The following is a 21,048-nucleotide window of genomic DNA, read 5'->3' as shown; positions in this document are numbered from 1 at the left end:
TCTTGGCATGAGTTCAGCAGCGGAGAACGCCACGGCCGGGTTCCTGGTCTGGCGCTTGTCGACGAAGTGGCGGGTGGCCGTCGACCGGGCGGTCGCGCCGCTGGGTCTGACCCACGCCCAGTACGCGCTGATGGCCTCGCTGTACGGCATGCGGCGCTCCGGGCTCCGGCCCAGCCAGCGTCGGCTCGCCGACCACACGGGGCTCGAACCGCTGTACGTCTCCAAACTCGCCCGCGCGCTGGAGGCCGCCGGACTCGTCGCCCGTACCCGGGACCCGAACGACCCGCGCGCCATGCAGCTGTCGCTCACCGAACAGGGCCGCGACGTCACAGGCCGCGCGATCAAGGTCGTCCAAGGTCTGCTGGACCAGTTGCTGGAGCCGCTCGGGGGGCAGGCCAGCCCGCGCGCACAGCAGTTCACCCGCGAGCTGGCGACCCTGCTCGACGCACCTCTTGATCCCTGTACCGAGAACGAGAAGGAGCAGCAATGACCACCACCGCACCCACGGTGAACGGCCGCGTCATCGCCCTGGCGCACTATGCCGGGCGCGCCCTTCTGGAGGGTGTGCTGGCCCGCCACGGCGCCACCTTCCACCAGAGCGTGACGCTCCGGGCCGTCCTGGCCGCGGGCGGGTCCATCGGCCGCGACGAGCTCGTCGCCGACGTCACCGGCTCACTGAAGACCGACGAGCCGGTCGTGCGCGGCGTGATCGAGGAGCTGACGGCCGGAAAGCTGCTGGAAGAGGACCCGGCCGACGCGTCCCGGATACGGTTCACGGACGCCGGACGGGAGCTTTACGAGAGCAGCACCGCCGAGACCGCCGACATCTCCGCCCGGCTGTACGCCGGGATTCCGGCCGAGGATCTGGCGATCGCGGGTCGCGTGCTGGCGCTGGTCACGGAGCGGGCGAACGCCGAGTTGACCGGAGCCTGAGCTTGTCTCGCCCCTCCCTACAGGCCGGGGGCGCGGAAGGACACCTGCCGGCGCGCGGCCTCGTCGATGTCGTCGAGGGTGAGCAGCGGCGTGGCCCGGGTGGTGAGGGCGCCGCTGGCCTTCACGGTGAGACTGGCGGCGGCCATGGAGACCGGGTCGGGGAAGTCGACGATGAGCACGATGTCGTCCTCCCCGAAGGCGAAGTACATCGCCTCGACCTGCCCGCCGAGACCGGCGACGACCCGGTCCACGGCGGCGCGGCGGCCACTCGCCCCTTCCTTGAGCACCCCCTTCGTGCCCTCGGGTGTGTAGGTGGCCTGGATGAGGAACTTCGGCATGGGGACGCTCCCTGACCGTCGGTCTGTCCGGTACGCAGAGGGGCTTCCCGCTGCCGCCTCGGCCTCCACTCTGCGAAGGTCCGCTTTCACCCGTTGGCAGGCGCCGCGGAGGAACAGAACCGTGCTGTGCCGGACTCGGTACCGGGTGGACCTAGACGCCCTTGCGGCGGAACCAGCCGCGTCGGGGTGCGGGCGGGGCGGCCGGGCCGGGGTACGGCGGGGCGGCCTGGCCCGGGTACGGCGGGGGAGTGGGACCGGGGTGCGGGGTGGGGGCCGGGGCGGGGTGCGTGGGAGAGCCCGGAGTGCCGTAGGGCATCGGAGGCGGGCCGGAGTGGCCGTGGGGTGGCGTCGGGCCGGGGAACGGCGGCAGGCTCTTGAACTGGTCGTGCAGGGCGATGGTCGGCGTGATGCGGTGGAGGGCGGCGCGTACCAGGGTGAGCGGGTGGTCCGGGAACCGGGAGTCCCACTGCTCCAGGTCGGCCACGTGGTACGGCAGACCGCCGAACTGCCCGCCGCCGGCGTACGGATGGGGTCGGAAGTAGTCCGTCGGGCCGACCTGCGCCATCACCGTGGCCTCCCGGGAGCCGGTCACCGCTCCCTCCGCGGCCTGGACCTTCACCACGGTGCTGCAGCGGTCCTTCGGCAACGTCCAGCTGCCGATGAAGGCCTGCCCGCGCCTACTCTGCAGCGGCATCTTGATCAGCTGGCGCAGGGCCGGTGTACCGTCCACGTGCCCCACCGCCGCCTCGACGAGGCCACCGCCGGAATGCGCCGCGACCTGCGCGCACCCGAAGCGCAGCCGCTCGAGTTCGTCGAGTGGGGCCGCCAGGTCCGGGATCAGGGGGAAGAAGTGGACCGACAGGACGAGTCCCGCCGCGTCGGTCCACAGACCAGGCTCACGTTCGGTGAATCCGGTGAGGTCAAGGCCGGTGATCGGAGTCTGGGCGATCGAAGTCATGCTGATCATCATGCCGGGTCGGTCAGGGCGTGTGACCGCCGGGAGGGCTCAGGCTCAGGCCCCGCGCCCTCGGTGTGAGCATGTGGAAGTTTGGCCCCCGCTGGTCCGCCGCCCCGGGAGTGGCGGACCAGCGTCTGGACGACGCCGTCGCGGGGTAAATGGAACCTACGCTTCCAGGGGCCGCGGCGGAAGCCCTGCCGGCGTGTGGTCCAGGTCATATCGGCCCGGGCGGTCCGTACTGCGTGTGCGGCGCACCGGCGTACCGGCTAGCTGACCCGCTCACCGGGTCAGGCCGGCAGGTTGAGCTGCCAGGAGACACCGAATCGGTCGTTGACCCAGCCGAACTTCGCGCTGAACCCGTGGTCTCCCAGCGGCATGAGTTCCGCGCCCCGCTCGGCCAGGGCGGCGTAGAGGCGGTCGATCTCGGGCTCGCTCTCGCACTGCACGAAGAGCGAGACCGCGGGCGTGAACGTGAAGCCGTGCTTCGCGGGGCTGTCGATGCACATGAACTGCTGGCCTGCGAGTGAGAACGTCGCGTGTCGCACGCTTCCGTGCTCGCCCGGGCCCTCGGCGCCGTAACGGGTGACGCTGACGACCTCGGCGTCGTCGAAGAGGGAGACATAGAAGGTCATCGCCTCCTCGGCTGCGCCCTCGAACATCAAGAACGTGGTGATCTTCTGTGAGGTCGTGATCTCCATGCCGCTTGCTCCTTCGGTGTTCTCAGGCGGCATCGGGCCACCTTGGCTGACATCAACAGCAGGACATCGATTCCCCGGTTCCGCAACGTCGCACGCCCGGCATCCGTGCCTCGGCCGGCGGCTGGAGCTTGCTACAACCGGTGTCGCGAAATCACCGTCCTGCTCTGGTCGTTACGTTCATGGCCCCTGACCTGGCGGGTGCGGTCTACTGCGCGGAGTTGCCACGAACCCGCTGTGCAGAAGTGAGGTGACATGCAGCGCATCGCCTTCCTCCGGTCCGTCGACATCCAGCGCGCCGACCCGTACATCCACGGCATCGCCCCCGCACTGGCACAACTCGGTGCCGAGGCCCGCCTCTTCCACACCCACGGCGACTGCGGCCCGGACCTGTTCCCGGGCACCAGCGAGCGGCTCGACCCCGCCGCGACGCCGGACGAGTTCGTCGAGCGGGTGCGCGCCTGGGGGGCCGACGGCGCCGTGGCGATCTCGCTGCCGGACGAGAACGCCCTGCGCGACGCCGTGGTCAAGGCCAAGCTCGAAGCCCTCGGCATCCGCACCGTCATGACTCCCCTCGCGGCCACGCGCGTCCTGTGCGACAAGTGGGAGACCAAGAAGGCCCTCGAGGCACACGGCATCACCACCCCGCCGGCCGTCCTGGTCGACAGTGACCTCCTCAACGACCGGGCGCTGCCCGTCCCGGCCTACCCGGACGCCGTCCGCCTCGCCGCTCAGGACATCGGGTACCCCCTCATGGCCAAGCCGTTGTGGGACTCCACCAGCATGGGCATCGAGTTCATCGCGGATCCGGCCGCCCTCGACCGCTACCTGGCCGCGCGCCCGGCGGCGCACGCGGTCCTGGAGAAGTGCGTCAGCGGACGTCTCTGCTCGGTCGACATCGTCGGCGCCGGCGGCCACTACACCGCCATGCCGCTCATCTGGACGGGCACCGCAGGGGGCCCTCCCGCCTTCACGTTCGAAGACCTGCGCTACGCCGGCCCCGCCGCCGACGACGACTTCGGGCCCACCGCGCGGCGCCTCGTGGAGCTGTGTACGGCGCTCGGCGTCGAAGGATCCGTCAACATCGACATGATCCACGCCGACGGCGTCTACCACGTCCTGGAGATCAACCCGCGGATCGGCGGCGCCACCACCCTGTCCATCGCCGCGAGTGGACTCAACACCTTTGCCGCCCTGCTCGACATCCTCAGCGGTGCCTGGCCGAGGCGGACCGGTGCTCCGGCCGAACGGTTCGCGATCGAGTGCCTCACCGCGAACCCCACGCCCGAACTGCTCATCGACCTCCGTGCCCGCATCGACCTCGTCACCTGCCACGACCTGATCATCGACGGCCACAACCACGGCGGCATCCTCACGTTCACGGTGGACCCCGGCGACGAACAGCGGGCGGTGAAGGACCTCACCGCCCTGTGCACGCGGACCGGCTTCATTCCGGCCCCCATGCTCGACAAGATCCGCCGGCTCCTGACCCCCACGGGTCCGGGCACCGTGGCGTGATCTCCCCGTTCCAGCCCGATTCCCTGCGCGGTGAACAAGCGCTTAGTAAGATGCGCGCAAGATGCCGCGCGGCAGGAAGGGGCAGTTGTGTCGACGTCGCACGCCGAGGCCTTCTACGAGCGAGAGGCGGAGGGCCGTTTCCTGCCCACCGCCTACACCCGCGGGCCCTGGGACGCCGGCTCCCAGCACGCCGGTCCGCCGGCCGCGCTGCTCGCCCTCGCCGTCGAGCAGCGGCCGGGCGGACGGCCGGACATGCGGGTCGCCCGGCTCACCTACGAGATCATGCGCCCGGTCCCGATCCGGCCGCTGACCGTGGCCACGCGCGTGCTGCGTGCAGGGCGCAGCGTGGAACTCGTGGAGGCCGTTCTCACGCCCGACGGCGGTCAGGACGTCATGCGGGCGACGGCCCTGCTGATGAAGACCGTGCCCGATTCCGTACCGCAGGTGTCGCCGGGCCGACAGGTGCCCGGCCCGTCGACGGCACCCGTGAAATCGTTCTTCCCGGTCCCGTGGGACCAGGGCTATCACACGGCCATGGACGTACGTTTCGCCGCTGGTTCCTTCCTCGAGCCCGGTCCGGCGGTCGCGTGGATGCGGATGAGGGTGCCCCTGGTGGCGGGGGAGGAGATCGCACCGCTCAGCCGGGTGCTGACGGCTGCCGACTCGGGCAACGGCATCAGCGCCGAGCTGGACTTCCATCGCTATGTCTTCATCAATGCCGACCTCACCGTCAGCCTGCACCGCCACCCCGTGGGCGAGTGGGTGTGCCTGGATGCCCGGACGATGGTGGACGGCGCGGGCGTCGGTCTGGCCGAGTCCGCGCTGCACGACGAGAAGGGGCCGCTCGGCCGCAGCACCCAGAGCCTGTACGTGGCCGCGCGCGGCTGAGCCGGTCGGGCGCGGCCGACGGTGAAGGGGTGCGCGCGGGGGCGAGAGGGGGGTGCCCGGAGGGTGCCGGCGGGTGACGGCCCCCACGAGAGGCAGATCACGTCCTATCGCGGATCGTAGCCTGATCTCGCCTCAAGCAGGAAAGAAACCCGCCAGAATGGCAAATTCTGGACATTTCTACGTAGTCAGGTAGTACGTCACATTCTTGCCACGGTTCCTGCGCCCCGCTAACCATGTCTCTCGTTGCCGGAAGCGGCGGGACGCACCGGGCCCACACCAACGGGCCTGCCCGCCGCGCCCTGCAGCACGGGGCCTCGCCCCGACGCCCGACAGGCCGTGACCGACACCCGGCCGACGCCTCTACGACGTCCCCACAGGAGAGACCCCTTCATGACCGCGATCACCGCTTCCCGCCGCCTTGCCCGCCTGCGCACCATCGCCCTGACCGGCCTCGCCACCACCGGCGCCGCGACCGTGGCGCTGACCCTGATGCCGGCCTCCGCTCAGGCCGCCGAGGCACCGCAGGCGACCACCGCCCACACGGCCACGGCCCCCGCCGGCGGCAGCCACGCCGACCCCAAGGGCACTGGCACCGCGGGCAACCTCGACGGCTGGATCAAGCAGTCCCTGGCCATCATGAAGGCCAAGGGCATCCCCGGGAGCTACGAGGGCCTCAAGCGCAACATCATGCGTGAGTCCGGTGGCAACCCCAACGCCCAGAACAACTGGGACGTCAACGCGAAGCAGGGCACCCCGTCCAAGGGTCTGCTGCAGGTGATCGACCCCACGTTCAACGCCTACCACGTCGCCGGCACCGCCAAGAGCACCACCGACCCGGTGGCGAACATCACCGCGGCGGCCAACTACGCCGCTCACCGCTACGGTTCCATCGACAACGTCAACTCCGCGTACTGATCCCGCAGATGGGCGTGCCCGCTCCTCAATCTCCTTGAGATGCAGCGGCGGTGGCTGTCGACCGGCCACGCTCGGCGGCGCCGGGAGCGGCCAGGGCGAGCCTTCGGTGGACGCGGCGGAGCATGGTGCGGGCCATGAAGGGGTGGACGCGTTTGACCGCGGCCCAGTACAGCCTGCCGCGCCAGTTGTGGATCCGTACGACCGTGCCGAGCGTCACCTGACGGTCGTCCACGTGGATCGAGGCGCGGAAGTCGAGGTGGCCGGCGTCCTCGCCGAGCAGCACCTCGCCGCCCTCGCGGCCCACCACCGGGAATGCGGCCCCGCGCAGGACACCCCGCCAGGACTCGGGGTCCCGGGGCATCCCGGGACGCATCGGCATCCGCCACGCGTCGGTGTAGTGGGTCCGCTCGAAGGCGGCACGCACCAGCCCGGCGCCAGTCGGGAGGTCGCCGGCCGTGGCCCTCGGCCAGGTGAGCCGGTGCAGCAGCCGGACCCACGGTGACCGGTGAACGGGGCTGGTTGCCGTCCCGGTGGTGGCCCGTTCCACGTTGTCGAAGACCTCTTCGACCACCGAGTCGTGCATCCAGCGCACTGCCAGGGGCCATGCCAGCGCCGTTCCGCCGCGGCGTTTCAGCTCCAGGGTGTGCAGCAGGCGGCAGCGCTCCCCGCCGAGCGGTTCGACGACGAACTCATGGTGTCCGCTCGCGGGTGGAGTGAAGTCGAAGCGGACGCGGCGCCCGGGCTCGTACGCGGTGACGTGATAGCGGACGAAGCCGTGGCCGCCGTCCGCGCCGACGCCGAGGGGGCGGTCGAAGCGCATCGGGGGCCAGGCCGGAGATGGCCAGATCGGGTCGTCCGGCGAGGACAAGCGGTCGAGCAGGGCCCCGACGGCCTCGGCGGGAGCCTCGATGGTGCGCTCGTGGACATTGCGGATCGTGCGGAATCTGTGCATGGCACGCCTCCATACGCTGCCGTATGTTGTTGACCGTACGGTAGCGTATGGTCATGGTGCAACGACGTGACGGGGTCGCTCGCGAGGGTGGCCGGAAGCGGCTGACGGCGCAGGACTGGGCGGACGCGGCCCTGTCGGCCATGGGCGAAGGCGGTCTCGCGGCGGTCGCCGTCGAGCCGCTCGCCGCTCGCCTGGGCACCACCAAAGGCAGCTTCTACTGGCATTTCGCCAACCGTGAGGCGCTGATCGAGGCCGCGCTCGACCGCTGGGAGGACAAGTCCACCGAGGCGATCATCGCCGGGCTGGCGTCCGAGCCCGATCCGGCGATGCGGCTGCGCAGACTCTTCTCCGAGGCATCCGAACTCGCCGCCCACGACCCGCTGGAGGTGTCCCTGCCGGCCTCGGCCGGACACCCGCGAGTCGCCGCCGTACTGCGCCGGGTGACGGAGCGCCGAGTGGGCTACCTGGCGCAGCTCTTCGCCGAACTTGGCTTCCCTCCGGACGAGGCGGGCCGCCGCGCACTGCTGGCGTACACCGGCTACCTGGGGCACACGCAGCTGACGCACGCGGTGCCGGAGACGCTTCCGGCCGGTGAGGCCGGCAGGTGCTATCTGGACTCGGTGCTCGACACGCTGATGACGGCCGCTCAGGGGTCCTAGCGCCGCTCCGCGCCCCGGGCCCCGCGCCGTTGAGCCGGTGATCCGTCATCCCGGCGCGTGCCCGGCCTTGGTCCGTGCGGCCACCCACAGGGCGATCTGCGTGCGGGACCGCAAACCCAGCTTGTCGCGCACCTTGTCCAGGTGCGTGGCGACCGTATGGGCCGACAGCCCGAGCCGCTCCGCGATCTGCCGGTTGGTCAGTCCGTCGGCGACGAGTTCGGCCACCATGAACTCCCTTCCGGTGAGCGTGGATCGGTCGTCGACGGCCCCCTCGGCGTCCGTCGACGTACGGTGGTCGTCGCTCCTCGTCCGTAGCGCGTACGCCACAAGCCGATTCCCGCGCAGCCGACGGCCGCCGCTGACGGCCGCGTCCCTCGCGGCTGCCGGCAGGCCTGTCCTGGCACGGTCCACCGTCCGTTCCACCTGGCGTCGCCACGGAGCTTCGGACACCGTGTCGAGTCGGCGGCGTGCCTGGGCGCTCGCCTCGTACAGCAGGATGGCTCGCCGCATGTCGCCGCTCGCGGCGGCCACGAGGGCCAGGCCCTCCACCGGGTAGAGCGCGTGGAAACTTGCTTCGGGGACGATCCGCAGCACCTCGCCGAACAGCGCCTCGGCACTTTCCAGTTGACCCAGAGCCAGCCGCACAGCGCCCGCTGTGTGCAGGGCGGCCGCTGTGCGGCTCCAGGGAGCCTGGTCCCTGAGCACGGGCAGGCAGCGGGACATGAGGGTGTCGGCCTCCCGTGCGCCGCCCGCTTGGAGCAGCGCCCAGGCCAGGTGATGGGTGCACCACGCGGTGTCCTCGGGCCTGCCCAGCATGGTGACGACATCCAGGCACTCACGGAGATCTGCGACGGCCGCGCCGAATTCCCCGCGGCACAGCCGTGCCGCGGCCCGCGCGTCCAGGGCGTTGGCGAGTCCGGCGGGGTGAGGGCGCGCACGTTCCATGGCCACCGCCTGCTCGCCCAGACGCAGTGCCTCCGCCGGGTCGGCGCGCTGGCACGCCACGCGCGCGGCAAGCGCCGGTACCGCCCCGCCGAGCGCCCGGCCGCCGGCGTCCCGCAGCAGTCCCCTCAGCAGCGCCCGGGCGGCTGACGGCTGCTCCTGCTCGTAGTGCACACGCGCCAGTTCCAGCTCCAGCCGTGGGTGCGAGACACCGTCACGGCCGGCGGTGCCGGCCAGAGCCGCCACGAGATTGTCCCGCTCCACGGCCAGCGGGCTGCCGGCCTGGTCGGGGAACACCTCCACGTCGGCCCGGTCCGTCAGCCGGTTCAGCCACGTGAGGACCCGGCGCCTGGTGGTGTGCAGCTCGCCGGATGCCAGCAGGCACTCCAGGGCGTAGGCGCGGATCGCGCTCAGCTGTCTGAACCGTGCGGTCTCCGCGTCCGCGGAGAGTCGTGCGATCAGGGACTTTGCCTCCAGGGCGCACAGGAGGCCGAGTATCTGTGCAGGTGCGATCCCGTCACCGGCGCAGACCGCTCGCGCCGCGGCCGTGTCGAACCCGCCGACGAGGACCGCGAGGCGCCGGAAGACCGCCTGTTCGGCCGGATCGAGCAGCCGGTGGCTCCAGTCGATCGCGGCGGCCAGTCCGCTGTGACGCCCGGGTCCCGTCCTGTGTCCGCCCGTCAGGAGGGACAGCTGGGACATCTGGTCGTCCAGTCCTGTCAGGATGTCACTCGGCGGAAGGGTCCCGGCGCGGCGGGCCGCCAGCTCGACGGCGAGCGTCAGACCGTCGAGTCTGCGGCAGATCTCGGCAACCGCCCTGCCGTTTCCGTGATGGAGCGTGAACCCTGGTGAGCAGCTCGCGGCACGTTCGACGAACAGCCGGACGGCGTCGGCCCGCAGTAGGACCGCCGGGTCGTCTCCGGCGTCGGCCGGCGGCAGGGACAGTTCACCGACCCGGAGCACGGTCTCCCCGGGTACCCGCAGGGCCTCCCGGCTGGTGGCCAGGATCCGTAAGCGGGGGCAGTGACTCAGCAAGGCCGCGACCAGCCGGGCGCAGGGTTCCGCCAGATGCTCGCAGTTGTCCAGGATCAGCAGCCGACGGGCGTCGCCGATCGCGTGGACCAGGACCTCGACACCGGACCGTCCTGCCCGTTCGCCCACGGCCAGCGCGGCGGCGACGGACTGCGCGAGCGCAGCGCCGTCGTGCAGCGCGTCGAGTCCGACCAGGTCGACCCGCCCGTGGCGGCCGGGCAGGCCGCTGGCGAACTCGAGCGCCAACCGCGTCTTGCCGACGCCGCCGGCACCGGTCAGGGTCAGGAGCCGCGACGTCCTCAGCAGGGTGCGCAGCCGCGACAGCTCCACCCGTCGGCCCACGAAGGAGTCCAGAGCCCGGGGCAGGTCGCGGCCCTGCGGAATCGGGGAGGAGGCGCCCTGTGGGGGCGTTGACACGGCCGTCCGTGTCCGGCGGGAATCCCGGCGTGCCGAGCGTTGCCTGAACGCCCTTTGTCTGCATGCGCCGGAGCAGTAGCGAGCCGGCCGACCGCTGAGCGGTCGGCCGGTCAGCGGCGCGCCACATGACTCACATGTCATGCTCCGGTCATCCCCGATTCCCGGGCGCCCATTCCCGGGATCACGTCATCGAGTGCTCGGGCGGGCGTGTCAGGGGACGGCGGCGGGATCGATGCCGAGCACAACCGTGCCGGTCACTCCCTTGCCGAGGTCACTGCCGTTCTGCGTGAGGGTCAGCAGGGTGGAGGACCCGCCGTTGCGGTAGATGCCGTCCCTGGCGTTGAGCGTGCGAGTGGTCGTGTTGCTCCGGTAGGGGGCCAGCGTGGCGACCCTGCTGTTGTACGTCTCCGGGAAGTAGAGCTGGCCGGTGTGGGAGACGTGACCTCCGTGGTACTTGCCGCCGCTGACCGTCCCGCCGACATGTGTCTTGACGTGGATGTGGAGGGCACGGCCGACGTACCAGCCGGGGTAGATGGTGGTGAATTCCGCGACGCCGGTGGAGTCGGTCAGTTGCACGCCACGCAGGAAGGTCGTGTCCGGGGTGGAGCCGCCCGCCACGTATCCGGAGTAGACGCCCAGGGCGTCGCAGTGCCAGATGTCGACCGCCGTGCCGGGCAGTGCCGAGCAGGTGGTGGTGTCGATCACCCTGACGCGCAGGGTGAGGGGCACGCCGGGCCTGGCCTCGGTGATGTCCTTGCGGACCGTCTCCAGGTCCAGGTAGTAGGGTCCCTCGGTCTGCTCGGGCGTGAGAACGCAGTCGGCGGCCGGCCGGGCCGGGGGCTGGGCGGCGCTGTTCCGGTCGGCGGCCGCGGTCGCCTGCCCGGACGTGAGACCCAGAGCGGCCGCTCCGAGGGTCGCACCGCCCAGGGCGGCTATGACGGTTCTGCGGGTGGCGCCGCCCAGGCCGTCGGCCGGCCCGGGGGCGCGCTCGGGTTCTGCGGAAGAGGGGCGGGGGGTGTCATCCATGCGGTGAGGATGGCGCGCGTGGCAGTCCGTGGGATCGGTCGGACGACCGGTGAATCGGGCGCGTTACGAAACGCAGCCGACCGGTCCGGGCACGAGGTGCCCGGATGTCCGGACTCGCCCGCCGACGCTCACACCGGCGCGGGGCCCCGTCCGCCCTGCCAGCGCACTGCGACCGCACCGGCGAAGTCCCCCGCGTGAGCGAACCCCCCGAGCACCACCAGGTCGCCGTCCTCGACCTGCCGCGAGCGGACGGCGCGGTCCAGGGTGATCGGGATCGCCGCTCCGAACAGGTTCCCGTACTCCTCGAAGGTGTTCAGGTGCCGTTCGGCCGGCAGTTGCAGCGCCTCTCGCCAGTTGCGCAGGAAGGTGCGGTTGGGCTGGTTGGTGATGAGGACGTCGATGGCGGTGGTCGCCACCCCGAGGCGCCGGCACAGGTCCGTGACCACTTCGGGGACGAGGCGGTTCCCCCGTGCCAGAACCTTGGCGACGGCGGCCTCGGTGAACCCGATCCGCAGCTGGGACTCGCCCGGCTCCCAGTACTTGCGTCCGTCGTCGACCGCCAGGGTCATGTCCCCGGCGTACGCGCCGATGTGCCGGGTCTCCACGTCGAGGACCGGCGCGCCGGCCGAGGTCGTCACGTACCCCACGCCGCAGCCGTCACCCGGGATCGCCGCCTGGGCGAGCCTGCGCACCTCGGACTGGGTGAACCACTGACCCGCGGCGCTCTGGGCGTTGCAGATCAGCGCCGTCTTCGCATCGGTCGTGGTGAGGATCTGCCGGGCCAGCTTCAGCATGTACACGAAGGAGGCACAGCCCGCGGTGGCCACGTCGACGAGCCACTCCGGGTTCAGCCCCAGCCGGCGTGCCACCTCGGTGCCGGCGCCCGTGAACGGCAGGTCCGGCAGCTGGCTGTGCACCAACAGCACGTCGACCCCGCGTATCTCGTCCCTGCCGTGCCGCTCGATCAGGGGCTGCACGGCCCGCTCGACCATGTCCGCGTTGGTCTCGTCCGCGGCCACGTGGTGCCGTGACCGCGGGACCTTGAACATGGGGTGGTCGCGCAGCTTGTCCTCGGCTCCGGGGTACTCGGTGTAGAACTCGGCCGGGACCGGTTCGCCGGGGAGGTAGCTTGCCACGTCCGTGAGGCTGACCGTGGTCACCGCGCCACCGCCTTCGCCGGGGCCACACCGATCGGCAGGCCGTTGCGGTGGCGGTACTCCAGGATCGCCTTGAGGTTGTTCATCTCGATGGTGTGCCCCGCGTAGAAGAGGTCCCAGTAGTCACCCACCCAGGGGCGGTCCGGGCGGGGGGCCTTGTCGGCGTCCGGGTTGGCGTCGTAGTAGGGGTGCCGGCAGTTGGTCCAGGTGATCACCGATCCCGGCTTGTCGAGCACCAGGCGGGCCGGTACGACGCGCATCAGATAGATCATCCACAGCTTCTCGCCCTGGTCCCAGGAGCAGTGGTAGTCCACGGTCATGGCATCGGGGTTGGCGACGACCCTGCAGTAGATCCTGGTGTCCTCCTCGAGCCGGTCGTACCCGACCCACAGCCCCGGGGTGCCGGCCGGTGTGAAGTCCCGCAGGCTGCAGGTCCACTCCTCCAGGTGGTGGCCCTGGCGCAGGTAGTCGTAGACCTGCTCGGGGGGACAGTCGACGTACTCGTGGATGGTGCAGTACTGCCCGTAGACCTGGTGGTGGGGATAGACGGCATGGGTGAGCTCCATGCAGTGGGCGGCCAGCTCCTCCTTGCCGCGGTTCTCGATCCGCATCAGGCCGGGGACGTCAGCCGACATGGACGACTCCTCGCTCATCTGAACTCTCCTTGCCCTTGGGGTGTTCGGTGCTGTCGGTGGCTCGGGCGAAGGACTGGAAGGGGAGGAACGGAGGGATCTCCCCCGGGTCGCAGTCCAGCGCGACGAACGCCGGGCCGCCGCTCGCGTTGCTGCGCAGCAGCGCCCTGCGCAACTGCGCCGCGTCGTCGGCTCCGGTGACATCGAGGGTCGGGAAGGCGGCGGCCACCCCGGCGGCGAGGTCGGTCCGGCCGAACAGGTCGTCGCTGCGGACGCCGCCCTGGAGGAACTCCTCGCGCAGCGCACACATCGCGTGGGCGTTGTTGTTGAAGACGACGAAGGTCACGGGGGCGGCGTACTCCACGGCGGTGTGCACCTCCATCCCGTGCATGAAGAAGGCTCCGTCGCCGGCGAGTACATAGGTGCGTCGCCCGGTGGCGAGCGCGGGGCCGATCCCGGCGCCGAAGGTGTAGCCCATGCCGCCCATACCGACCGCGACCACGAAGCGGCCGTGACGCGGTGCCGGGAGGAGGTGGATCGCGCTGGCACCCGTGTTGCCGGCGTCCACGAAGACGTGCGCGTCCTCGGGAAGTGCCGCCTCCACCGCGGCGATCGCCTGGGGGTAGGGCACGGTCCGCCCACGGGCCCCGGAAACCGGGCTCGGCAGGGGGGCGGGGAGGGGACCTGCGTGCTGGGGGCAGGCACGGGAGCGCCGCGGGAGTCGGCCGGAGACCGCGCGCAGCGCGTCCCGCACGTTCCCGCCCAGTGCGGTGGCCGGCACGAACGGTGGTTCGGGACCGAGGGACACGACCTCGGTGGTGGCGAGGGCCCGGTCGAGGCCGCCGCTTGCCAGGAGCGGCAGCCGGGTACCGACGAGCATGCACACGTCGGCCCGCCGCAGACAGGTCTCGACGTTGGCATGGCCCATCACCCCGGCCACGCCGGCGAACCGGGGATCACGGTTGTCGAAGACGTCCTTGGCGTCGGGGGTGACAGCCACCCATGCCCCGAGCGTGCGGGCCAGTTCGGCCAGTTCCGCGCGTGCGTCCGCGGCGGCGACGTCTTCACCGGCGATGACGAGGACGCGGCCGGCCTCACGCAGGGTGTCCGACACGGCGGTGAGGGCCGCGCTGTCGAGCCCTGCCCTCGTCGCTGTCGTCGGCGGTTCCGGCTCCGCAATCCGTGGTGGCACACCCGGTGTCGGTGCCGCGCCACGGCCGGACGGCCGCAGCTGTGCCTGCTGCACGTCCTTGGGCAGCAGCAGCACCGCCGGCCCGCGCGGATCGGACTGTGCCGCCGCCACCGCGCGGGGCAGCAACTCCCTGAGGGAGTCCGCGTCCTCGATCCGGGCGCAGAACCGGGAGACCGGCGCGAAGACCGCCCGGGCGTCGAAGGAGCCACCTTTTCCGCTGGAGTCCTGGAACGCCCCGTGACCCTCCTGGCCGGTCGGTGGCTGGCCCACCAGGGCCAGCACGGGCACACGGGAGGCGTAGGCCTCCGCCAGGCCCGGTAGGAGATTCATCGCACCGCCGCCCGAGGTGGCGGCGACCACGCCGAGGCGCCCGGTGGTCCGGGCGTATCCGTCGGCCATCGTGACGGCCGAGAACTCGTGCTTGGCGACGACGCCGTGGACAGCGCCCGCGCGGTGAACGGCGTCGTACAGGTCCTCGATGTTCGCGCCGCCCACGCCGAAGACGTGGGTGACGCCGGCCCTGGCGAGTTCCCCGGCCAGGTGGTCGACCAGGCGTGACGCTCCTGCTCCGGGTGTGTCCGAGGTGGTGATGGTCATGCGGGGCTCCTGCCTGTCTCGTGCCGGCGGTCGATGAGGCCGGAGGGCGCGATGACCTGAAAGCGGTGCCGGTACTCCTTCGGGGTCAGTCCCAGGGTTCGTCCGAAGGAGCGGAAGAACGTCTCGGGGGCGGCGAATCCGCAGCGGGCCGCTACCTGGCTGATCGTCAGGTCGGTGGTCTCCAGCAGCTCGCGCGCGCGGGCGATACGCGTCCGCTCGACGTACTGGCCGGGGGTCGTGCCCACCTCGCGCCTGAAGACCCGGGCGAAGTTGCGCAGGCTCATGTTGGCCCGCCGGGCGATCTCGGCCACGGGTAACGGATTGTGCAGGTTTTCCAGGATCCATTCCTGCGCGGTCCGGATCGGTGGATGGTCGGCCAACTGGGCGTCCAGGACGGCGCTGAACTGGGACTGCCCTCCGTGCCGCTTGAGGAAGAGGACCAGGAACCGTGCCGTCTCCAGCGCGAGTGCCGCGCCGTGATCGGCCTCCACCAGGGCGAGCGCCATGTCGATCCCGGTCGACACGCCCGCCGAGGTCACGAAGGGACCGTCCCAGACGAAGATCGGCTCGGAGTCCACCGTCACGTCCGGATAGCGGCAGGCCATCGCCTCGCTGTACGCCCAGTGCGTGGTGGCGCGCCTGCCGTCGAGAAGGCCCGCCTCGGCCAGCAGAAAGGATCCGCCGCAGACGGAGGTGACCCTGCGCGACCGGGCCGCCGCCCGCCCGATCCAGGAGACCAGGGCCCGGTCCCGGAGCGCGTCGCCGAGACTCCACCCGCCCGGCACGAGGAGCGTGTCGATCGGCCCCTGCCCCGTCTCCAGGGGCGAGGCCTCCACGCTCAGTCCTGAACTCGTGCGCACCAGAGGTGCGTCGGCGGAGACCAGCTCGATCCGGTAGGGGACGCCCGACGGGGCGAGGAGCCGGTTGGCGGTATCGAACACTTCCATCGGTCCGGTGATGTCCAGCGCCATCGCGCCCGCGTACACCACCACCACAACACGTCGCTCTAACACGGTCACAGCCTGTATCGGCCGCCGCACTGGCTGCAATGACAGATTATTGACGTATCCGGCCAACAGGCAGCCGTCGACCACCGGGGAGAGGCGTCTGGCCAGGTGGTTTGTGTGCGGGAACCGACAGTGGTGGGTGAGGCAGCTCACAGCTGTGGCACGGGCGGCGGAGACGGGCGCCGGTGTGGGAGGCCCAGGCCGGGGCACGTGGAATGCCGAGGGGTTCCGCTGACGTGCGGACTCGCACCCGAGGGTGTGGGAGGGCACATGGACGTGCTGGCCCGGCTGGACCGATATCAGAGACGGCACCGGTGGGCGGGAATGCCGCTGGCCGTCGTGTACAAGTTCTTCGACGACCAGGCCACCTACCTGGCCGCGCTGATGGCCTACTACGGCTTCGTCTCCCTCTTCCCGCTGCTGCTGTTCCTGGTCGCGATCCTGAGCTCGGCCCTGCACGGCAGTCCGCAGCTGCAGCACTCGATGCTGCACTCGGCACTGAGCGAGTTCCCCGTGATCGGCGACCAGCTCGGCCACAACATCCACTCGTTCCACGGCAGCGGCGCCGCCATCGCGGTAGGCGTCACCGGCAGCGTGTACGGCGCCCTCGGCATCGCCCAGGCGGTCCAGCACGCACTGAACAAGATCTTCGCGGTGCCGAGGCACGCCCGTCCGGACCCGCTGCGCTCACGGGCGAGGGGCCTGTACTTCCTGCTCCTGCTCGCGGCCGGCCTGTGCCTGACGACGGCACTGGCCACTGCTGAGTCCGCTGCCACCCTCTTCGGAACCCGCCTGGCCATCGGCATGAGGGTCGCCGTCGGGGGCGCGGGGGTCGCCCTCAACGCCGCCCTCCTCCTGCTGAGTTACCGGCTCATGACCCGGCGCAAGCTGCCACTTCGCGTGACGTACGGGCCGGCCCTGGGCGCCGCCTGCGCCTGGCAGGCACTGCAGTGGGGCGGCTCCTACTACGTCGGGCATGTGCTGCGGGGCGCCACGGCGACCTACGGGATGTTCGGCATCGTGCTCGGCCTGCTCGCCTGGATCTATCTCGCCGCCACGGTGTACCTCGCCACGGCGGAGGTCATCGCCGTGCGCTGCCTGCGGCTGTGGCCGCGCAGTCTGCTGACGCCCTTCACCGACCGCGTCCACCTCGCCACGGGCGACCTGCGGGCCTACCGCTCCTACGCCACCACGGAGTCCTTCAAGGGCTTCGAGAAGATCTCCGTCCGCTTCGGCGAGCCTCCGCCGCCGGCCCTGGGTGACAAGGGACCGCCCTGATCCGTCCGGCCCGGGAGATACGCGGCGATTTCGCGTGCTCCGACGGGCTACAGCGGTGCGGGGGAGGCCGCGCCCGGGATCAGCAGGCGGGGGGCTCCCGTGCCGTCCGCAGGTACGCTCCACAGGTCGCTGCTGCCGACCTCGCCGTTGGTGGGGAGCGCGTAGGCGACGGTGCGGTTGTCGAGCCAGGTGGCCTGGTCGTCGACGCTGTGGCGCTCCGCGAGCGCGGTCTCGTGCCCGGTGCTCAGGTCGAGGACGTACTCGTGCCAGAGGTCGGTGCGGGACAGGATCCGCTTCTTGAAGGCGATGCGGGTTCCGTCGGGGGACAGCGAGGGACACTCCACGTTCTCGGTCAGGGTGGTGACCGTACGGCGGGACAACGAACCCCGGACCAGATAGGTCCTGTTGGCGGTGTTGAGGGTGGCGTAGAAGGTCTCGTCGTCCGAAGCGAAGGTGACGCCCCAGAAGTTGATGTCCGAGGCGTGGTAGGGCTTGCCGTCCTTGACGACGGAGAACGTCTCCAGACTGGGAGTCAGCCGCATCGTCCGGGTGTCCAGGAGCGACGTCCGGGTGGAGAAGAAGGCGGACGAATAGGACTCGCCGGAGACGAAGACCGTCCAGGCGACGAAGCGACCGCTGGGTGAGACCCGGGCCCGGCTGGGAGTGCCCGCGAGCGGGAAGACGCGGCGGGTGCGGAGAGAGGCGTCCAGGAGCAGGGCACGGTTGCTCTGCCTGAGGACACCGGGGTTGGACTGCAGGCAGATGCCGGTGCCGGCCGCCGCGTAGAAGCGCGCGCACTTCCGGCTCGAGGCGACCCGCCCGCCCCTCGGTTCGATGGACGGTACGGAGGCGACGGCGGTGCGGTGCGGGCCGGCGGCCGCGTTGAGGAACGTCAGGCGGCCCTTCCGGTCCAGCGTCACCTTGCCCGCGCTGACGGTGGGGCCTCCCGACTGCGGCCGGCCGGCCCGATCCGCGCGGGCGGCGGCGTGCAGGACCACGCCGGTGGCCAGGCCGGCGAGGAGCAGCACCGCCGTGAGGAGGAGGAGCAGGCGGCGGCGCATCGATGTCATCCGGATCCTTGTGGTCCTCGGTGCCGTGGGGGTCATCGGGTTCCTCCCGCCGGCCGCAGCACCATGCTCGCCACGGCCGCGCAGCACAGCAGGCCGACCGCCGAGCCTGCCAGCGCAGGACCGTCCCCCCACAGCGTCCAGGCGGCGCCGAAGGCCAGTGAGCAGCAGAACCGGGCCAGCGCCTGGCTGGTACCGACGATGGCGAGACCGGTGGCACGCAGCCGCTCCGGCACGATGCCGGCGAGGGCGGCCGGGAGCACGCCGTCGGTGGCCGCGTAGAACGTGCCGTGCAGGGCGAGGACGAGAGGGGACAGGGCAGGTGTGGCCGGGGCCCACAGGAGGAGGGCGTACGCGGTGAGCAGACCCAGGTGTCCGGCGAGGAACACGGTGCGCCGTCCGATCCGGTCGGCCAGCGCGCCGACAGGCACGGCCAGCAGCAGGAACACGACGGCTGTGCCCAGCGGAAGCATCGGGAACCAATCCTCGCCGACCCCCGCGCGCCGTTGCAGAAGCAGGTAGACGAAGGCGTCGCTGACGGTGGTCAGGCCCAGCAGCGCGGCACACCCGGCGAGCGCCCGCAGCCGCGGCACGCGCAGCAGCGCCAGCGCGTCGCTGATGCGGACGGGCGCCTTGCCGCGCGCCGCACCCACCCCGTCCGTCCGTCCGCGCTGCCGCCTGCCCGGTGCCGGCGTGTGTGCCGTGGCTGTCTGGTCGGGGTGCCGGTGCTGTTGGGCGTCGGGTGCGGGTGCGTGCGGGGCGCCTGTTTGGTCGGCGGGCCGGCGTTGTCGGTCGTCGGGTGCCGGCGTGTCCGGGGCGCCCGTCTCGTCGGCTGGCTCCTGTTGCCGTTCGCTGGGCACGCGCGTGTGCGCCGCATCCGTCTCGTCCGTCCGCTGCTGTTGCCGTTCGCTGGGCACGCGCGTGTGCGCCGCACCCCTCTCGTCCGCCCGCCGGCGCTGCCGTCTGCCCGGTACCGGCTCCTCGCACGGCCTGCTGCCCGAGCCCGGCACATGCGGGGTGCCCGCCTCGCCGTTCTGTGCGCCTCGTCGGCCGCCCGGCAGGGGCACGCTCGTGGTGCCCTCGCCATCCGTCCGCGTGCCGTGCCCTCTGCCCGGAACGAACAGCGCCAGGACGAGCACGCCGAGGGCGGCGACGCATGCGCTGACGCCGAACACGGCGTCGTAGCCGTCGGCGGCCGCGCGCAGGATGAGGAAGGCCGCCAGCGGGCCGAGCATCGCGCCGGTCGTGTCCATAGCCCGGTGGACGCCGAAGGCACGGCCCTGGGTCTCGGCCGGCGTGGCGAGGGAGATCATCGCGTCGCGCGGGGCGGTGCGCAGACCCTTGCCGGTCCGCTCCAGGGCGAGGACGGTGCCGAGCGTGCCGAGGCTGCTCGCGAGCAGCAGCAGCGGCTTGCACACCGCGGACAGGCCGTAGCCGAGCCCGGCCAGCAGTTTGTGGTTGCGCACCCGGTCGGCGAGGTGCCCGCCGGTCAGCTGGACCAGCGCGCTGACGCCGTTGTAGACCCCGTCGAGGGTGCCGAATCCCAGCGGGCTGAACCCGAGCGTCGTGACGAGGTAGAGCGGCAGCACGGCGGTGACCATCTCCGAGGAGATGTCGGTGATCAGGCTGACCGCGCCCAGCACGAGCACGACCGGGGCGACCCTGGGCCCCGCACCGCGTCTTCGGCGCTGCTCGGTGTCCGCGCTCGGCGGCGTGGAGCGGTCGGTGAGATACACGATCGAGGACTCCAGGTGGGGTGCGATCAGTTCTGCCGGCTGCTCTCGTCCCGAAGCCAGGTGCCGAAGTCCTGCGCCCGGATGGCCTTTCCCGCCGCCCGTCGGGCGATCACCGCTGCCGCGACGAAGACGGCGACCCCCGGGAGCAGCTTCGGCTCCCCGCGGAGCACGGCGAGCAGATCCGCCTTGCTCGTGCGCGCCGAAGCCTCTTGCGGTCCCTGATGCTGTTCGACCTGGGCGGTGGACACCGCGGCCCTGATCCGCCGCTTGATCAAGTCCCGCCACGTGCGCGGTGGTTGGACCACGACACCGGCCGCCCCGACCACGAGCCGTTCCCCGGGGGCGAACGCCAGGGACGCGGCCAGATCGTCCGCCATCAGCGGCGGCAGCGCGGCGATCCGGGCGTGCCCGGCCTTGGAGACGGCGATGACGCCCCGGCCGAACAAGCCCTCCCGCACGGCCGGCAGTTGCTGCCACACCTGGTAGTAGGCACGCACCCGCCAGGCGCAGCCGGTCATCGGAATGTGCCGTTCGGGGGCGGTGGCGAGGATGCCCGCCGTGCCGTCTTCCAGCGGCTCGGTCAGCGCCCGTACGTCAGCGCTCGTGATCACGACGTCGGCGTCCACGTAGAGGCGCGGGAATCCGCGCGCGTGATCGTCGCCCGTCCGTAGAGCGACGTGCTTGGAGGGGACGGGGATCTCGACCACCCGGACGCGCGGGCCGCGCGCGGCCGCGATCCGCGCGGTGTCGTCCGTACAGCCGTTGCACACGACCACGATGTCCGTCTCGTCCTCCGCGGAGCCGGCCAGCAGGGAATCGAGGAGCCGGCCGATGACTCGTGCCTCGTTGTGAGCCGGGATCACGATGCTCGTCACGGGGGCAGTATGCAGCCAATGTCCCTTACACGATGCGCGTTTCGTCCAACTGTTCCCGCGACTGCGGCTGGTGGTCTAGATTGAGCTCCGCCGGACCGGTTTGGGTGGGGACTTGTTCTTGACCGGGTGTCACGGTGCGGCGATGTCAACCGGTGTGAAACGTCAGTACCAACATGCTGGGAGCAAGGGGCGGTTGGGGAACCGCTGAAGCTCCCTCGCTTTCCAGTGCCGCTG

20 protein-coding genes are annotated in these 21,048 nt (G+C 71.4%); 7 read left to right on the top strand and 13 right to left on the bottom strand.

The features are described from left to right. Positions 1–7: 7 nt before the first annotated feature. Together ACZ7HQ_RS11385 and ACZ7HQ_RS11380 are read left to right on the top strand one after the other, a co-directional pair. Complete coding sequence (locus ACZ7HQ_RS11385) at positions 8–490, top strand: MarR family winged helix-turn-helix transcriptional regulator (RefSeq protein ID WP_470987328.1); 483 nt, start codon at positions 8–10, stop codon at positions 488–490. Beyond that, positions 487–933 carry a MarR family transcriptional regulator gene (locus tag ACZ7HQ_RS11380; protein ID WP_470987326.1) on the top strand — a complete coding sequence of 149 codons (447 nt, stop codon included), beginning with the start codon at positions 487–489 and terminating at the stop codon, positions 931–933. Before ACZ7HQ_RS11385 ends, ACZ7HQ_RS11380 begins: the two co-directional genes overlap by 4 nt. Before the next feature lie 17 nt (positions 934–950). Here ACZ7HQ_RS11380 and ACZ7HQ_RS11375 read toward each other — a convergent pair whose 3' ends face one another. The 3 genes from ACZ7HQ_RS11375 to ACZ7HQ_RS11365 all read right to left on the bottom strand — a co-directional run bounded on the left by ACZ7HQ_RS11375 (position 951) and on the right by ACZ7HQ_RS11365 (position 2,927). Next, positions 951–1,271 carry a GYD domain-containing protein gene (locus tag ACZ7HQ_RS11375; RefSeq protein WP_470987325.1) on the bottom strand — a complete coding sequence of 107 codons (321 nt, stop codon included), beginning with the start codon at positions 1,269–1,271 and terminating at the stop codon, positions 951–953. Between the two features lie 151 nt (positions 1,272–1,422). Then, positions 1,423–2,229 carry a hypothetical protein gene (locus ACZ7HQ_RS11370; protein WP_470987324.1) on the bottom strand — a complete coding sequence of 269 codons (807 nt, stop codon included), beginning with the start codon at positions 2,227–2,229 and terminating at the stop codon, positions 1,423–1,425. A 287-nt stretch (positions 2,230–2,516) separates the two neighbouring features. Beyond that, positions 2,517–2,927: a VOC family protein gene (locus tag ACZ7HQ_RS11365; protein ID WP_470987322.1), complete on the bottom strand. Its 411-nt coding sequence runs from the start codon at positions 2,925–2,927 to the stop codon at positions 2,517–2,519. Between the two features lie 252 nt (positions 2,928–3,179). On the opposite strand from ACZ7HQ_RS11365, the gene ACZ7HQ_RS11360 reads away from it, so the two are divergent. From ACZ7HQ_RS11360 to ACZ7HQ_RS11350, 3 genes are all read left to right on the top strand, one after another. Further along, complete coding sequence (locus tag ACZ7HQ_RS11360; protein WP_470987320.1) at positions 3,180–4,442, top strand: ATP-grasp domain-containing protein; 1,263 nt, start codon at positions 3,180–3,182, stop codon at positions 4,440–4,442. Positions 4,443–4,529: 87 nt separating this feature from the next. Beyond that, positions 4,530–5,330 carry a thioesterase family protein gene (locus ACZ7HQ_RS11355; RefSeq protein WP_470987319.1) on the top strand — a complete coding sequence of 267 codons (801 nt, stop codon included), beginning with the start codon at positions 4,530–4,532 and terminating at the stop codon, positions 5,328–5,330. 390 nt (positions 5,331–5,720) lie between these two features. Then, the gene (locus ACZ7HQ_RS11350; RefSeq protein ID WP_470987318.1) at positions 5,721–6,245 is read left to right on the top strand and encodes a transglycosylase SLT domain-containing protein; all 525 of its coding nucleotides are present in this window, start codon (positions 5,721–5,723) and stop codon (positions 6,243–6,245) included. A 25-nt stretch (positions 6,246–6,270) separates the two neighbouring features. Here the strand turns inward: ACZ7HQ_RS11350 and ACZ7HQ_RS11345 are convergent, their stop codons facing one another. Continuing rightward, the gene (locus ACZ7HQ_RS11345) at positions 6,271–7,197 is read right to left on the bottom strand and encodes a DUF2867 domain-containing protein (RefSeq protein ID WP_470987316.1); all 927 of its coding nucleotides are present in this window, start codon (positions 7,195–7,197) and stop codon (positions 6,271–6,273) included. A gap of 47 nt (positions 7,198–7,244) precedes the next feature. Between ACZ7HQ_RS11345 and ACZ7HQ_RS11340 the strand changes: the two genes are divergently transcribed. Beyond that, positions 7,245–7,856, top strand: coding sequence for a TetR/AcrR family transcriptional regulator (locus ACZ7HQ_RS11340; protein ID WP_470987315.1), 612 nt, complete (start codon positions 7,245–7,247; stop codon positions 7,854–7,856). 45 nt (positions 7,857–7,901) lie between these two features. Here the strand turns inward: ACZ7HQ_RS11340 and ACZ7HQ_RS11335 are convergent, their stop codons facing one another. From ACZ7HQ_RS11335 to ACZ7HQ_RS11310, 6 genes are all read right to left on the bottom strand, one after another. After that, complete coding sequence (locus ACZ7HQ_RS11335) at positions 7,902–10,247, bottom strand: ATP-binding protein (RefSeq protein WP_470987313.1); 2,346 nt, start codon at positions 10,245–10,247, stop codon at positions 7,902–7,904. A gap of 210 nt (positions 10,248–10,457) precedes the next feature. Further along, a complete protein-coding gene (locus ACZ7HQ_RS11330; protein ID WP_470987312.1) occupies positions 10,458–11,273 on the bottom strand; it encodes an intradiol ring-cleavage dioxygenase in 816 nt (271 codons plus the stop codon). Positions 11,274–11,401: 128 nt separating this feature from the next. Then, entirely contained in the window at positions 11,402–12,433 is a 1,032-nt protein-coding gene (locus ACZ7HQ_RS11325) for a 3-oxoacyl-ACP synthase III family protein (RefSeq protein ID WP_470987311.1), read from the bottom strand. Then, a complete protein-coding gene (locus ACZ7HQ_RS11320) occupies positions 12,430–13,083 on the bottom strand; it encodes an SRPBCC family protein (RefSeq protein ID WP_470987309.1) in 654 nt (217 codons plus the stop codon). Before ACZ7HQ_RS11320 ends, ACZ7HQ_RS11325 begins: the two co-directional genes overlap by 4 nt. Beyond that, positions 13,055–14,851, bottom strand: coding sequence for a thiamine pyrophosphate-binding protein (locus ACZ7HQ_RS11315; RefSeq protein WP_470987307.1), 1,797 nt, complete (start codon positions 14,849–14,851; stop codon positions 13,055–13,057). Before ACZ7HQ_RS11315 ends, ACZ7HQ_RS11320 begins: the two co-directional genes overlap by 29 nt. Beyond that, positions 14,848–15,864 carry a GlxA family transcriptional regulator gene (locus ACZ7HQ_RS11310; RefSeq protein ID WP_470987305.1) on the bottom strand — a complete coding sequence of 339 codons (1,017 nt, stop codon included), beginning with the start codon at positions 15,862–15,864 and terminating at the stop codon, positions 14,848–14,850. The genes ACZ7HQ_RS11315 and ACZ7HQ_RS11310 overlap by 4 nt, the downstream gene beginning before the upstream one ends. A gap of 264 nt (positions 15,865–16,128) precedes the next feature. Between ACZ7HQ_RS11310 and ACZ7HQ_RS11305 the strand changes: the two genes are divergently transcribed. Continuing rightward, positions 16,129–17,136, top strand: coding sequence for a YihY/virulence factor BrkB family protein (locus tag ACZ7HQ_RS11305; protein WP_470987304.1), 1,008 nt, complete (start codon positions 16,129–16,131; stop codon positions 17,134–17,136). 47 nt (positions 17,137–17,183) lie between these two features. Here ACZ7HQ_RS11305 and ACZ7HQ_RS11300 read toward each other — a convergent pair whose 3' ends face one another. The 3 genes from ACZ7HQ_RS11300 to ACZ7HQ_RS11290 are packed head-to-tail and all read right to left on the bottom strand — an operon-like array spanning position 17,184 to position 20,814. Continuing rightward, positions 17,184–18,206 (bottom strand): TolB family protein, encoded by a 1,023-nt coding sequence (locus ACZ7HQ_RS11300; RefSeq protein WP_470987302.1) that lies wholly within the window; start codon positions 18,204–18,206, stop codon positions 17,184–17,186. A gap of 32 nt (positions 18,207–18,238) precedes the next feature. Further along, positions 18,239–19,939, bottom strand: coding sequence for an MFS transporter (locus ACZ7HQ_RS11295; protein WP_470987301.1), 1,701 nt, complete (start codon positions 19,937–19,939; stop codon positions 18,239–18,241). Between the two features lie 26 nt (positions 19,940–19,965). Continuing rightward, the gene (locus ACZ7HQ_RS11290; protein WP_470987299.1) at positions 19,966–20,814 is read right to left on the bottom strand and encodes a glycosyltransferase family 2 protein; all 849 of its coding nucleotides are present in this window, start codon (positions 20,812–20,814) and stop codon (positions 19,966–19,968) included. Positions 20,815–21,048: the final 234 nt, after the last annotated feature.

The sequence above is a fragment of the Streptomyces sp. NPDC037290 genome (genome assembly GCF_055603245.1).
This window is presented reverse-complemented; position numbering and strand designations above follow the sequence as displayed.

What these genes read in the sequence shown, in the direction of transcription:
- ACZ7HQ_RS11300 (WP_470987302.1), bottom strand. Translation starts at nt 18,206, where the DNA reads ATGACATCGATGCGCCGCCGCCTGCTCCTCCTCCTCACGGCGGTGCTG.
- ACZ7HQ_RS11305 (WP_470987304.1), top strand. Translation starts at nt 16,129, where the DNA reads ATGGACGTGCTGGCCCGGCTGGACCGATATCAGAGACGGCACCGGTGG.
- ACZ7HQ_RS11320 (WP_470987309.1), bottom strand. Translation starts at nt 13,083, where the DNA reads ATGAGCGAGGAGTCGTCCATGTCGGCTGACGTCCCCGGCCTGATGCGG.
- ACZ7HQ_RS11315 (WP_470987307.1), bottom strand. Translation starts at nt 14,851, where the DNA reads ATGACCATCACCACCTCGGACACACCCGGAGCAGGAGCGTCACGCCTG.
- ACZ7HQ_RS11340 (WP_470987315.1), top strand. Translation starts at nt 7,245, where the DNA reads ATGGTCATGGTGCAACGACGTGACGGGGTCGCTCGCGAGGGTGGCCGG.
- ACZ7HQ_RS11365 (WP_470987322.1), bottom strand. Translation starts at nt 2,927, where the DNA reads ATGGAGATCACGACCTCACAGAAGATCACCACGTTCTTGATGTTCGAG.
- ACZ7HQ_RS11375 (WP_470987325.1), bottom strand. Translation starts at nt 1,271, where the DNA reads ATGCCGAAGTTCCTCATCCAGGCCACCTACACACCCGAGGGCACGAAG.
- ACZ7HQ_RS11350 (WP_470987318.1), top strand. Translation starts at nt 5,721, where the DNA reads ATGACCGCGATCACCGCTTCCCGCCGCCTTGCCCGCCTGCGCACCATC.
- ACZ7HQ_RS11360 (WP_470987320.1), top strand. Translation starts at nt 3,180, where the DNA reads ATGCAGCGCATCGCCTTCCTCCGGTCCGTCGACATCCAGCGCGCCGAC.
- ACZ7HQ_RS11380 (WP_470987326.1), top strand. Translation starts at nt 487, where the DNA reads ATGACCACCACCGCACCCACGGTGAACGGCCGCGTCATCGCCCTGGCG.
- ACZ7HQ_RS11330 (WP_470987312.1), bottom strand. Translation starts at nt 11,273, where the DNA reads ATGGATGACACCCCCCGCCCCTCTTCCGCAGAACCCGAGCGCGCCCCC.
- ACZ7HQ_RS11385 (WP_470987328.1), top strand. Translation starts at nt 8, where the DNA reads ATGAGTTCAGCAGCGGAGAACGCCACGGCCGGGTTCCTGGTCTGGCGC.
- ACZ7HQ_RS11345 (WP_470987316.1), bottom strand. Translation starts at nt 7,197, where the DNA reads ATGCACAGATTCCGCACGATCCGCAATGTCCACGAGCGCACCATCGAG.
- ACZ7HQ_RS11370 (WP_470987324.1), bottom strand. Translation starts at nt 2,229, where the DNA reads ATGACTTCGATCGCCCAGACTCCGATCACCGGCCTTGACCTCACCGGA.